At 71.7% G+C, this 11786-nt stretch carries 12 protein-coding genes and 1 pseudogene; 7 read left to right on the top strand and 6 right to left on the bottom strand.

The window, feature by feature from the left end; translation table 11 throughout:
• The first annotated feature begins 34 nt into the window (after positions 1-34).
• Entirely contained in the window at positions 35-394 is a 360-nt protein-coding gene (locus AB0H86_RS11715; RefSeq protein WP_362436470.1) for a DUF952 domain-containing protein, read from the top strand.
• Positions 395-500: 106 nt separating this feature from the next.
• A complete protein-coding gene (locus AB0H86_RS11710) occupies positions 501-1007 on the top strand; it encodes a hypothetical protein (RefSeq protein ID WP_362436032.1) in 507 nt (168 codons plus the stop codon).
• Positions 1008-1132: 125 nt separating this feature from the next.
• On the opposite strand, the gene AB0H86_RS11705 is transcribed toward AB0H86_RS11710, so the two are convergent.
• The gene (locus tag AB0H86_RS11705; RefSeq protein WP_362436030.1) at positions 1133-2848 is read right to left on the bottom strand and encodes an IlvD/Edd family dehydratase; all 1716 of its coding nucleotides are present in this window, start codon (positions 2846-2848) and stop codon (positions 1133-1135) included.
• Positions 2849-2895: 47 nt separating this feature from the next.
• On the opposite strand from AB0H86_RS11705, the gene AB0H86_RS11700 reads away from it, so the two are divergent.
• From AB0H86_RS11700 to AB0H86_RS11685, 4 genes and pseudogenes are all read left to right on the top strand, one after another.
• The gene (locus tag AB0H86_RS11700) at positions 2896-3720 is read left to right on the top strand and encodes an IclR family transcriptional regulator (RefSeq protein ID WP_362436028.1); all 825 of its coding nucleotides are present in this window, start codon (positions 2896-2898) and stop codon (positions 3718-3720) included.
• 67 nt (positions 3721-3787) lie between these two features.
• Positions 3788-3970, top strand: a pseudogene (locus AB0H86_RS11695) (fumarylacetoacetate hydrolase family protein); the annotation flags it as partial.
• Positions 3970-5007, top strand: a complete 1038-nt coding sequence (locus tag AB0H86_RS11690) for an alcohol dehydrogenase catalytic domain-containing protein (RefSeq protein ID WP_362436026.1) — start codon at positions 3970-3972, stop codon at positions 5005-5007. The pseudogene AB0H86_RS11695 and the gene AB0H86_RS11690, both read left to right, overlap by 1 nt.
• An 85-nt stretch (positions 5008-5092) precedes the next feature.
• Positions 5093-5389 carry a hypothetical protein gene (locus AB0H86_RS11685; RefSeq protein WP_362436024.1) on the top strand — a complete coding sequence of 99 codons (297 nt, stop codon included), beginning with the start codon at positions 5093-5095 and terminating at the stop codon, positions 5387-5389.
• Between the two features lie 27 nt (positions 5390-5416).
• Here AB0H86_RS11685 and AB0H86_RS11680 read toward each other — a convergent pair whose 3' ends face one another.
• On the bottom strand, positions 5417-6442 hold the full coding sequence (locus tag AB0H86_RS11680) for a Gfo/Idh/MocA family oxidoreductase (protein ID WP_362436022.1): 1026 nt from the start codon (positions 6440-6442) through the stop codon (positions 5417-5419).
• Positions 6443-6563: 121 nt separating this feature from the next.
• Positions 6564-7346: a TIM barrel protein gene (locus tag AB0H86_RS11675; RefSeq protein WP_362436020.1), complete on the bottom strand. Its 783-nt coding sequence runs from the start codon at positions 7344-7346 to the stop codon at positions 6564-6566.
• Positions 7347-7526: 180 nt separating this feature from the next.
• On the opposite strand from AB0H86_RS11675, the gene AB0H86_RS11670 reads away from it, so the two are divergent.
• Positions 7527-8552 (top strand): LacI family DNA-binding transcriptional regulator, encoded by a 1026-nt coding sequence (locus AB0H86_RS11670; RefSeq protein WP_362436018.1) that lies wholly within the window; start codon positions 7527-7529, stop codon positions 8550-8552.
• Between the two features lie 125 nt (positions 8553-8677).
• On the opposite strand, the gene AB0H86_RS11665 is transcribed toward AB0H86_RS11670, so the two are convergent.
• The 3 genes from AB0H86_RS11665 to AB0H86_RS11655 form a co-directional block, all read right to left on the bottom strand.
• Positions 8678-9406, bottom strand: coding sequence for an MgtC/SapB family protein (locus AB0H86_RS11665; RefSeq protein ID WP_362436016.1), 729 nt, complete (start codon positions 9404-9406; stop codon positions 8678-8680).
• A 74-nt stretch (positions 9407-9480) separates the two neighbouring features.
• Positions 9481-10362 (bottom strand): alpha/beta hydrolase, encoded by an 882-nt coding sequence (locus AB0H86_RS11660; protein WP_362436468.1) that lies wholly within the window; start codon positions 10360-10362, stop codon positions 9481-9483.
• 38 nt (positions 10363-10400) lie between these two features.
• Complete coding sequence (locus AB0H86_RS11655) at positions 10401-11753, bottom strand: hypothetical protein (RefSeq protein ID WP_362436014.1); 1353 nt, start codon at positions 11751-11753, stop codon at positions 10401-10403.
• Between the last annotated feature and the right edge of the window lie 33 nt (positions 11754-11786).

Below are 11786 nucleotides of genomic sequence, written 5' to 3'. Positions count from 1 at the left end.
CGGAGGGACCCCGATCGTGTCCAGCCGTACCACCATCCAACACGTGGTTCCACTCGAAGAATGGAACGCCGACCCCGATCGCCCGTACGCTCCCGCTTCCCTCACGGAGGACGGATTCATCCACTGCTCCCCGGACGCGGAGACCACGCTGGCCATCGTCAACGCCTTCTACCGGACGGCACCGAGGCCGCTGCTGACGCTGGTCCTCACCGAGGACCGGCTGGCCTCCCGACTGGAATGGGAGGCCGCGGCGCCCGTCCCGCCGCCCGGCGTCCCGGCGAGCACCTTGTTCCCGCACGTGTTCGGCCCCCTCAACCGCGACGCCGTCGAGCGGGTCCTGGAGGTCCAGTGGGACGACCAGGGACAGGCGACGGGGTTGCGGGACGTGAGCTGACGGAACTCGAACGGAGAGCCTGTGCCGGCTCACCGAGAAGCTCTCGCCACGGTGAGACGCACCGACGATCCGAGCAGGCCGGTCCGTAGGGTCACGCGGCCGGGTGGTGCGTCGGAGTCGAACACCCGCCCTCCACGCTGCCTACGACTGCGCTGCCGCCGCCCGTCGTGTCGCCTACCTGGGTGCGATCACCGGAGCCGGGGGCGACGTCGAGCGCGCTGTGGGGTACCGCTGGAGCCCGGAGGGGAACGAGACGCACGCCCTGCGCTCCCGGGTCCTGCTCGACGTACGCGCCGCGGGAGCGCCCCACCCGGTGGCCGGCCTGTGGACCCGCGTGCACGACCTCGACGGCCTGCGTGCCTTCGCCGAGCAGAACCGCGCCCTCGGCTACACGGGGATGATGGCCATCCACCCGTCCCATGTCCCCGTCCTCAACGAGGTGTTCTCGCCCTCTCCCGCGGAACTCGCCCGCGCCGTACGGCTGATCGCCGCTCTGGAGGAGGCACAGGCCCGGGGCGAGGGATCGGTCGCCTTCGAGGGCGAGATGGTCGACGAAGTCATGGCCACGACAGCGCGCGCGGTCCTGCGGGCCGAGTCCCGCCGCCCGGTGTGAGCGTGCGGTTCAGTACGTCGCGCGCCCGCCGCCGGCGATGACGCTGACGCTGACGCTGACGCTGACGCTGACGCTGACGCTGACCAGGATGCCGCTGGTGGCCGGTTCCGTGCCCACGGACTCGGTCAGTGCGATTCGCGGCTGACCTCCGAGCCGCTGGAGCCGACGAGGAAGTCCAAGTCGGCTCCGGTGTCGGCCTGGAGGACGTGGTCGACGTAGAGGCGTTCCCAGCCGCGCCCGGGCTTGGCGAAACCGGTGAGGGTGGCCTCGTCGGGGGTCCGGGCGGCGAGTTCGTCGTCCGGGACCTCCACGTCGATGCGGCGGGCTTCGACGTCGAGGGTGATGACGTCTCCGGTCCGCACCAGGGCGAGGGGACCGCCGGCCGCGGCCTCGGGTGCCACGTGCAGGACGACGGTGCCGTAGGCGGTGCCGCTCATACGACCGTCGCAGACCCGGACCATGTCACGCACGCCCCGTTCGAGGAGTTTCCTCGGCAGCGGCATGTTCGACACCTCCGGCATGCCCGGGTAGCCCTTGGGGCCGCAGCCACGCAGGACGAGGACGCTGTCGGCGTCGACGTCGAGATCCGGGTCGTCGACGCGGGCGTGGAAGTCCTCGATGCTGTCGAAGACGAGCGCCCGGCCGCGGTGGCGCAGCAGGTGCGGGGAGGCGGCGGCCGGCTTGATGAGGGCCCCGGCGGGGGCGAGGTTGCCGCGCAGGACGGCGATGCCGCCTTCGGCGACCAGCGGTTCGGAGCGGGTGCGGATGACCTCGGAGTCCCAGATGGGGGCGTCGTCGAGGTGGTCGACCAGTGGCTTGCCGGTGACGGTCAGCGCGTCGGGGTCGAGCAGGTCGCGGACCTCACGCAGGACGGCGAGCAGACCGCCCGCGCGGTGGAAGTCGTCCATGAGGAAGCGGCCGGCCGGCAGCAGGTCGACAAGCACCGGTACGCGGGAGCCGATGCGGTCGAAGTCGTCGAGCGTCAGGTCGACGCCGAGTCGGCCGGCTATCGCGAGCAGGTGGACGACCGCGTTGGTCGACCCTCCGACGGCGGCCAACGCCACGATCGCGTTGTGGAAGGACGCCTTGGTCAGGAAGGTGCGCGGCCGGCGGTCCGCGGCCACCAGGTCCACCGCCAGCCGGCCGGTGTCGTGGGCGGCCTCCAGCAGGCGGCTGTCGGGAGCGGGGGTGCCGGCGACTCCGGGGACGACCGTGCCCAGCGCTTCGGCCACCAGCGCCATCGTCGAGGCGGTGCCCATGGTGTTGCAGTGCCCGCGGCTGCGGATCATCGACGACTCGGACCGGGTGAACTGTTCCTCGGAGAGCGTGCCGGCCCGCACCTCCTCCGACAGCCGCCACACATCGGTGCCACAGCCCAGCGGCGCACCGCGGAAGGTCCCGGTCAGCATCGGGCCCCCGGGCACGACGACGGCGGGCAGGTCCACCGACGCCGCGGCCATCAGCAGCGACGGGATCGTCTTGTCGCAGCCGCCGAGCAGCACGACACCGTCGATGGGGTTGCCCCGGAGCATCTCCTCCGTGGCCATCGCCGCCATGTTGCGCCAGAGCATGGCGGTGGGCCGCAACTGCGTCTCCCCCAGCGACACGACGGGCAGGTCCAGGGGAATCCCGCCCGCCGCGTGCACACCGTCGCGGACGGAGGCGGCCACCTCGTTCAGGTGTGCGTTGCAGGGGGTCAGGTCCGAGGCGGTGTTGGCGATGGCGATCTGCGGCCGCCCGGTGAAGGCGTCCTTCGGCACACCGCGGCGCATCCACGCCCGGTGGATGTAGGCGTTGCGGTCCTGACCCGCGTACCACTGGGCGCTGCGGAGCGTCACCATCGAGCTCCTTCCAACAACCGACACATGGGTCTAATCTTTGGAACGCCATGAAGCATACGCAGGTGTCCCACGGACCGACACCCCTCGGTGATGACCACTCAACTGACGGCGAGAGCAGCCGACTTGTCGGTTCGGACCGCGTACTCGCGGTCCTCAAGGAGCTGGCCCGGTATCCCGACGGGGTGGGGCTGGAGGAACTGACCCGGGTGATCGGCAGCCCCAAACCGACCGTGCACCGGGCGCTGGGTGCGCTGCGCCGGGCCGGTCTGGCCGACCAGAACGTCCGTGGCCGCTATGTGCTCGGCGACGAGTTGCTGCGGATGGCGTTCGCCCATCACGAGGCCCGTCCCGAGCACGTCCGCGTCCGGCCCGTCCTCGAAGCGCTGGCCCACCGGTTCGGGGAGACCGCGCACTACGCGGTCCTCGACGGCCGTGAGGTCGTCTACCGCGCCAAGGTCGATCCGCCCACCGGTGCCGTCCGCCTGACCTCGACGGTGGGCGGCCGCAACCCCGCGCATGCCACCGGCGTCGGAAAGCTGCTGCTCGCCCACCGCCTGGGCACCCTGCCGGAGGTGGAGGCGTGGATCGGGGACGCGTCCCTGGAGCCCCGTACGCCTCGGACCCGGTGCACGGCCGCCGCCCTGCACGGTGACCTGCGGGCCACGCGCGAACGGGGCTACGGCCTCGACGACCAGGAGAACGAGACCGGGGTCAACTGCCTCTCCCTGCCGGTGTACGCGACCTCGCCGACGATGCCCTCCGGCGCCTTGAGCATCAGCGCGCTGGTGTACCGGACGCCACTGCACACCCTGGTCGACGCGGTCGACGAGATCCGCGCCGTGCTCGGCCCACTGGGCGAGCCGCACCGATGAACACGGGCGTACGCGCCCCCACCCGCCTGACCCATCCGGCCGGCCGAACACAGGAGGCTTCACCGTGTACCTCAGCCAGTTCCTCGTCCTGGAGCCCGGCGACCTGATCAACACGGGCACCCCGCCCGGCGTCGGCATGGGATTCGACCCGCCGGTGTGGCTGCGGCCCGATGACGTGATGGAACCGGGCATCGAGGGTCTCGGCGCGCAGCGCCAGCCGGTACTCGGGCCACAGTCAGCATCCGCCTGATGCGCGCGTTCGTGCTGGTGGCTCCCGGGGAGTACGAGGTCCAGGAGGTCCCGGCGCCGGTAGCGGCCCCCGGCGAGGCCGTCGTCGATGTCGAGCGGGCCGGTGTGTGCGGTACCGACGCGGAGTTCTTCACCGGCGAGATGGCCTATCTCCACCAAGGGCACTCCACCTACCCGATGCGCCCCGGTCACGAGTGGGCCGGACGCGTCGCGTCGGTCGGCGCCGGCGTCGACCCCGCCTGGATCGGCCGACGCGTCATGGGCGACACCATGCTCGGCTGCGGCACCTGCCGCCGCTGCCTGCGAGGCCACCAGCACGTGTGCGAGAAGCGCCAGGAGGTCGGCGTACGCGACGGCCGACCCGGCGCCCTGGCCGAACAACTCGCCGTGCCGGCCACCTCGTTGCACGCCCTGCCCGACACGGTCGACGCCGTACTCGGCGCGCTGGTCGAGCCCGGCGGTAACGCCCTGCGCGCCGCACAGGCCGCCGAACTGCGCCCCGGTAAACGGGTGTTGATACTCGGGCCGGGGACCATCGGCCTCCTCGTCGCCCTGTTCGCCCGCGCCGCCGGGGCGCAGGTGCATCTGATGGGCCGAACCGACAGTTCGCTCGCTTTCGCCCGCACCCTGGGCTTCGAGAACGTGTGGCGGGAGAACTCGGTCCCGGATCTCCCGTTCGACGCGGTCGTCGACGCGTCCAACGCCGCTCACCTGCCGGCCCTGGCCCTCGACCTGGTCGAACCGGCCGGCCGTGTGGTCCTCGTCGGGCTGGCCGGGACGCCCAGCAGACTCGACACCCGCACGCTCGCCCTCAAGGACGTGACCGCGGTCGGTGTCCTGTCCGCCTCACCGGGCCTGGACGCCACCATCCAGGCGTACGCCGACGGATCCGTCGACCCGAGGCCCCTGGTCTGCGCGACGGTCGGCCTCGAACAGGTCGGCGCCGTCCTGCGCGGCGAGCGCCCGCCCGGCTCCGGTCCGGGCCCCAAGACCCACATCGACCCCCGTCCGAGCCCACCGGTCGACAGCCCTCCGTGAGTCGACGTTTCCGGTGGTGGCGGTGGAGCCGACGTAGTTCCAGCTCTACGGGGCGATCGCCGCCACGAAGGCGGTGCTGCCGGCGATGCGCGAGGCCGGCGCGGGCACCCTGCTCTACACCACCGGCGCCGGCTCCCTCGACCCCGTGCCGCTGGTCGGCAACGTCAACGCCGCCGCCGCGGCGCTGCGCAACTGGGCGGTCAACCTGCACAAGGAGCTGGACGGCACCGGCATCCAGGCCGCCCACATCGGCATCGACGTGTCGATCGGCACCGCCGTCATGCCCGGCCGGCCGGTGATCCAGCCCGAGGACATCTCCCCCGTCTACTGGGAACTGCACACCACCAGGCGCGACCAGGCCGAGCTCGTCTTCAACGGCTGATCACACCTGTCCCCCAGGGTCCGCACCTCACACGTCCTGGATCCGGTCGACCCGGACGGGCCCGCCGCTGGTGACGGACTCGATCGCGGCGAGGGCGATGGACAGGGCACCGCGGGCGTCCTCACCGGTGACGGAGGGGGCGCGGCCGGTGCGGACACTGTCGGTGAAGTCGGCGAGTTCGGCCACGTAGGCGTCATGGAAGAGATGCTGGTCGTAGGTGACGCACTCGGCGGCGGAGCCGTCCGGGCCGTATGCGGTCAGGTGGGTGCGGCGAAGGTCGCCCATGGTGAGCATGCCGGCCGAGCCGAGGACCTCGGCACGTACGTCATAGCCGTAGACGGCCTGGAAGCTGGCCTCGGCGGTGGCGAGGGCGCCGTTGTCGAAACGGATCGTGACGACCGCGGTGTCGAGCAGGCCGCGGTCCTTGAAGTCGGGGCGGACCAGGGCGTCGGCCATGGCGTGCACCTCGACGGGTTCGGCGCCGGGGTTGAGGTAGCGCAGGATGTCGAAGTCGTGGATGAGGGTTTCCAGGAAGATCGTCCACGGCGGTATGCGGGACGGGTCGGCCAGCTTGGGGTCGCGGGTGAGCGACCGCAGGAGGTGCGGGGTGCCGATGGCGCCGGCGGCGATCTTCTCGTGGGCGGCCCGGAAGCCCACGTCGTATCGGCGTTGGAAGCCCACCTGGAGCGGCATGCCCGCGTCGGCCGCGGCCTTGATGGCGCGGTCGGCCTCGGCGAGGGTGACGGCCATGGGCTTCTCGCAGTAGACCGCCTTGCCCGCCTCGGCCGCCGCCTGGACGAGGTCGGCGTGGGTGCGGGCCGGGGTGACGATCACTACGGCGTCGATCCGCGGGTCGGAGAGCAACTCGCCGATGTCCGTGTAGGTGGTGGCACAGCCGAGGCGGTCACCCAGGCGCCGCGCGGCGCCCGGGGCGGGGTCGGCGACGGCGCCGAGGTGGACACCCGGGAGGCGGTGGGCGAGGGTCTCGGCGTGGAGGGAGCCCATCCGTCCGGCGCCGATGAGGCCGACGGAGAGAGGCTGGTGCGTGGTCATGCGGGTACTCCGTACGTCACTTGTTGTCACTTGTCGTCAGAGGGCTTCAGAGGTTCAAGAGGTTCAGAGAGATCCGGCGGGGTTCGGCGGACTTCAGCGGGCTTCAGCGGACTTCAGCGGTTCAGAGAGTGAAGGCGGCGCGGAAGCGCTCCAGGGCCTCATCGCTGTCGCCGGAGGCCCACGCCTCCATCGCGACCGTGCCCTCGTAGCCCAGCTCCTTCAGGGCGCGGGCGATGGCGGGGTAGTTGATCTCCCCGGTCCCGGGTTCGCGGCGGCCGGGGACGTCGGCCACCTGGATCTCGCCGATCAGGCCCAGGCCGTGGGCCCGCCGGACCAGTTCGATCAGGTTCCCCTCGCCGATCTGCGCGTGGTACAGGTCCAGGTTCATCCGCAGCCCGGGCCGGTCCACCGCCTGGACCAGGGCCAGGGTGTCCGCGGCCGTCGCGAACGGCACCCCGGGGTGGTCGACGGCCGTGTTGAGGTTCTCCAGGGTGAAGGTGACCCCCGCGCTCTCACCCAGCTCGGCGAGCCGGGTGAGAGCGCGGCGCGCGGCGTTCCACATCTCCCCCGTGGCCGCGCAGGTCACCGGCACCACCGGCAGGCCCTGACCGTCCAGTCCGGTGCCGTGCAGGTTCAGTCGAGGACAGCCCAGGTGCTCGGCCGCCCGGACCGACTCCTCAGCGGTGCGCAGGAGTTCGGCCGCGCCCTCCTCGTCCGTCAGAGTCCCCCGGATGTAACCGGTCATGGAGGAGAACTCGGCCGGTGTCCGGGCCAGAGCGTCCACGTCGTGCCGGGTCCAGTCCCAGATCTCCACCTGGAAGCCGGCGTCGTGGATGCGCCGCACCCGCTCATCGATCGGCAGATCCAGGAACACCATCTCGGCGCAGACCGCCAGTGTGTACATCGCCCTCACCCTCTCTCCGCTGTCGCAACTAGAACGTTCTAAAATCTAGAACGTTCTAGAGCACCTGTGCGCAGCAGTACGCCAGCCGCCGTGCACCCCTGTCAAGACTTCGGTGGCCGACGAATCCTAGAACGTTCTATAGTCGGCCTCTGCGGAGACGGCCCAGACCAGGGAGTACAGGTGTCAAAAAACCCCGCGTCCCCCGAAAAAAAGCGGCCGACCCTCGCGGACGTCGCGGCGCGGGCCGGTGTGTCCACGGCGCTGGTCTCCATCGTGATGCGCGACGCCAAGGGCGCCAGCGCGGCCACTCGCGAGCGTATCCTCCACGCCGCGCGGGAGATCGGATACCGCCCGGACGCCCGGGCACGGCTGCTGCGCAGCCGGCGTTCCCGGCTGCTCGGGGTCCAGTTCGGCCTCCAGCATCCGTTCCACGCCGACCTGGTGGACGGCATCTACGCGGCGGCCGAACCGGCCGGCTACCAGATCGCGCTGAGTGCGGTGACCGCCGGGCGCGGCGAGCAGCGCGCCGCCGAGACGCTGCTCGCCGACCGCTGCGAGGCGTTGATCCTGCTCGGCCCGCAAGCCCCGGCCGCGCGACTGGCGGAGCTGGCCGGGCAGTTGCCGGTCGTCTCCGTGGCCCGTCGGCTACGGCCGCCTCTCCCGGGCCTGGAGGTCGTACGGACGGCCGACGACGAGGGCGCCCGGCAGGCGGTGGACCACCTCGTCGCTCTGGGCCACCGCGACATCGCCCACATCGACGGCGGCCGGGCGCCGGGCGCGGCCGACCGGCGCCGGGGCTACCGCACCGCGATGAACCGGCACGGCCTGGGCGCACACATCCGCGTCCTGCCCGGCGGCCTGACCGAGGAGGAAGGCGCCGCAGCCGCACGTACCCTGTCGACCGCCCGCCCACGCCCCACCGCCGTACTGGCCTTCAACGACCGCTGCGCGACCGGCGTCCTCGACACCTTCCTCCGCAACGGCATCGCCGTCCCCGGAGACATCTCCGTGGTCGGCTTCGACGACAGCCACCTGGCCCGCCTCGCCCACATCGACCTCACCACCGTCGGACAGGACGTCCGACGCCTTGCCCGCCTCGCCGTCAGCCGGGCCGTCGCACGCCTGGAGGGCGACGAGGCCGCGAGCGGGGAGGACGTCATCGCCCCCCATCTCGTCGTCCGGGGCACGACCGCACCGCCCGGGTGAGCCCGGGCCACGTCGGTCGAGTCCCTCGGGCGACGTGGGCGAAGCGCGCGACCTTCTCGGTGGCGAGGGCTTCCGTCAGGGTGCGGCGTGCGAGGCTCGCCGCAGTCGTGGCCCACCTGTTGTGGCTACTCATCGTCGCCGGTGGACATCTCGACATCGAGCACCCCCTCGCTCTCGAACAACTCGGAGGCGAGTCGGCCGGTCTCCGCGCTGCCCTCCAGCTCCAGCAGGACCCGGGCCGCCAGATCCGTACGGCCGGGCAGCCGTTCCGCCCTGACCTGCAGAATCCGAAACCCGCTGCGGGTGCAGGTCTCCAGCAGTCTCGGCAGCAGCGCGCGGCCCGTGAGATACGTCAGCCGGACCTCCACGGTGGCGACCGCCGTACCGGGGACGAAGCGCGCGGCCAGCCGGGGATAGCCGCGCGCCACGAGGAAGTGCAGCGCGGTCACCACCAGGGCGAGGATCGGCAGCCCTCCCCCGCAGGCCATCCCGACCGCGCACGTCAGCCAGATCGTGGCCGCGGTCGTCAGCCCGCGCACCGCGTCCCGCCGTACGAAGATCAGGCCGCCGCCGATGAACCCGATACCGGAGACGATCTGGGCCGCCACCCGGGACGGGTCGAAGGACACGTTCTCCAGCCCGAGCACATCGCTGAAGCCGTACTGGGAAACTTCCATCATCAGCGCGCTGGCGATCCCGACCAGCGTGTGCGTGCGCAGGCCCGCGCTCTTCTGCTGCGCCGCCCGTTCCCAGCCGATGAGGCTCGACAGCAGCAGCGCCAGCCCGAGCTCGGCGAGTTGCCGTAGCCCTTGCCCGTTGTTGACGTCCCACAGGGGAACCGCATGTACCGTCATGCGCACCTCCCTGCCTGCGAGTCTTGCCCGTGGAGCGCCGACCATGCCTGTGGCCGCCCGACGTCCGGGTGCGGCTACGGGTGCCCGAGCAGGAACGGCAGGACCACGTCCGCCATTTCGTCGGGCACTTCCTCGGCGAGGTCGTGTCCGGCGTCGAAGACGTGGCCGGTGACGTCGTGGGCCATGAGCCGCATCTGCGACTCGTTGCGGTCGCCGATGAACGCCGACCCTCCGAGCGCCAGCACCGGGATGTCCAGCTTCTTCCGCGCGGTCTGCCTGTTCTGTTCGGCGTCGACGAGCATCGCCCGGTAGATCGAGAGCATCGCGCGGATGCCGCCGGGCATGGAGTAGCAGCGCACGTATTCGTCGACCGCGTCGGGGGTGGCACTGTCGGGACGGCCGCGCTCGAATTTGATCATGTAGGTGATCAGCTCGCGCTCGTGTCCGGCGATCAGCATCTCGGGCACGTCGGGTTGGAAGTAGAAGCCGAGATGCCACAGGTGCATGCCGCTGGAGACGTTCTCGGGGGTGAGGGCGGTGTGGTCCTCGAAGCCGAATCCGGGGAACAGCGCCTCGGCGAACACGAGAGCGTTGACGTGGTCGCGGTGGCGGGCGGCGAGCTGGTAGCCGATCACCGCTCCCCAGTCCTCACCGATCACGGCGTACGTCTCATGTCCGAGGTGGGTCATCAGCTCGGCGATGTCGTCGCTCATCGCCGCGGAGTCGTAGCCGTCCGCGGGACGGGCGGAGTCGCCGAGGCCGCGCAGGTCCGGTACGACGACGGTGCGATGGGGCGTCAGCTTCGGCACGAGGTGCCGCCAGTGGTAGCCGGTCTTGGGCACGCCGTGCAGCAGCACCACCGCGGGTCCGTACCCGGCCGTCCGGTAGTGCAGACTCGTCCCGTTGACGGTGGCACGGCCCGTGCGGACGGGCGTCCCTTCATGGTCGAACATCATTTCCATCCCAGCTTTCTGATTGCTTCGCGGCGCGGGCGTCAGCGGGCCTGCGGCGGGTCGACGAGGGTCACGAGGCGGCTCGGTCCGCTGCCGCCCGCGGTCGTCCGACGGGCGCTGTGGCCGGCGGGGTGCAGGGCGACGTTCTCCGGGTAGAGCCGGCCGAGCAGGGCCAGCACGACGAGGTCGTCCTGGCCGGCGGCGTCCAGGGTGACGCCGCCGCTCTGCGTCCACACCAGTCCGGGTGCGTGCAGCGCGGACCACACATCCGCGGTGCGTGATGCGGCCTCGGCGGATGCGTCGTCGGCGGATACATCGCCTGCCGATGCGTCGCCTGCCGATGCGTCGCCTGCGGATGCGTAGCCTGCGGCGGGGTCCTCGCGGTGGGCGAAACGGTGGCCACGCAGGGCCTGGCCGAGATCGACCCGGGCGGTGGTGCCGCCGTGGGCAACCTCGATGCGGGCGGTGCGCGCCCCGTCGGCGAGCGGCCCGGTGACGGTCCGGGCGGTGAGCGGCCCCGCTACGGCGGCGGGCGGCAGGTCCTCGACGAGGGTACGGGGTGCGGCGTAGTAGTCCTTCACCTCGGCGACGTACGTGGCGGTTTCCTCGGCGGCGGCCTTGGGACGCCAGGTCAGCAGGTGCCGGGGCGCGGTCAGGGGAGGCTGGTCGAGGACGGCGGGCAGGGCGGTGCCGCCGGTCGCGTCGAAGCCGTAGCCGGCCGCGCCGGAGGTTCCGGTGACGACATGGTGGGCGAAGTCCACGATGCCGGTGTGGCGGATCTGGCGGACCAGCAGTTCGGTGAGGAACGCGTCGCGGGCCGGTTCGATGTGCCGCAGTCCGGCCGGGGTGACCAGGAGCGGGACGTCCTGCCAGTTGGTGAAGGGCAGCAGGGCGTCGCGCAGCAGGACCATCTGGTGCAGCCACTCGTTGTAGAGCTGCATCGTGACGGGCCCGCCGCGTCGGCCGCGGAGCAGATCGGCTGCCGCGGGGGTGAGCAGGTGGCCGTAGCAGTGGCTGCGGACGACCAGCGGGCCCGCGGGCAGCGGTATCCGGTCGGCGAGCAGCCTCTCCAGTGCTTCGGTGGCCCAGGAGGCGATCTCCCGGCCGATCCTCTCGGCCTGCCCGCCCAGTTCACGCACGGCCGAGGCACTGTCCGGCCCGATGACCGCCGGCAGGGAGCTCTCCCGGGCGCCAAGGGCGAGTGTCGCGTGGATCTGGTCCTCCAACACCTCACCGTCCGCGCTGGTGAGGGCGTTGTCGTCGATGATCCCCTGCAGCAACGGCTCGGTGGCGATGAGGAATTGCCGGGCGGTCAGGGTGGTGCCGACCGCGGGGAAGGTGTTCCAGCGGCTGCCGCCGAGGGCGGGTGCGGTCACAGTCGGTTCGGGGGGCATGGTGGGTCCTCCTGAGTGGTCGATGAGTGGTCG

The sequence above is a fragment of the Streptomyces sp. NPDC050997 genome, assembly GCF_040660135.1.
Classification (GTDB): domain Bacteria; phylum Actinomycetota; class Actinomycetes; order Streptomycetales; family Streptomycetaceae; genus Streptomyces.
Note: the sequence above shows the minus strand (reverse complement) of the source record. Positions and strands in the feature narration are given on the sequence as shown.

Coding starts and splice junctions, on each gene's coding strand:
- AB0H86_RS11705 (WP_362436030.1), bottom strand. CDS start 2,848: ATGGTGACGCTCCGCAGCGCCCAGTGGTACGCGGGTCAGGACCGCAAC.
- AB0H86_RS11700 (WP_362436028.1), top strand. CDS start 2,896: ATGAAGCATACGCAGGTGTCCCACGGACCGACACCCCTCGGTGATGAC.
- AB0H86_RS11690 (WP_362436026.1), top strand. CDS start 3,970: ATGCGCGCGTTCGTGCTGGTGGCTCCCGGGGAGTACGAGGTCCAGGAG.
- AB0H86_RS11685 (WP_362436024.1), top strand. CDS start 5,093: ATGCGCGAGGCCGGCGCGGGCACCCTGCTCTACACCACCGGCGCCGGC.
- AB0H86_RS11680 (WP_362436022.1), bottom strand. CDS start 6,442: ATGACCACGCACCAGCCTCTCTCCGTCGGCCTCATCGGCGCCGGACGG.
- AB0H86_RS11675 (WP_362436020.1), bottom strand. CDS start 7,346: ATGTACACACTGGCGGTCTGCGCCGAGATGGTGTTCCTGGATCTGCCG.
- AB0H86_RS11665 (WP_362436016.1), bottom strand. CDS start 9,406: ATGACGGTACATGCGGTTCCCCTGTGGGACGTCAACAACGGGCAAGGG.
- AB0H86_RS11660 (WP_362436468.1), bottom strand. CDS start 10,362: ATGATGTTCGACCATGAAGGGACGCCCGTCCGCACGGGCCGTGCCACC.
- AB0H86_RS11655 (WP_362436014.1), bottom strand. CDS start 11,753: ATGCCCCCCGAACCGACTGTGACCGCACCCGCCCTCGGCGGCAGCCGC.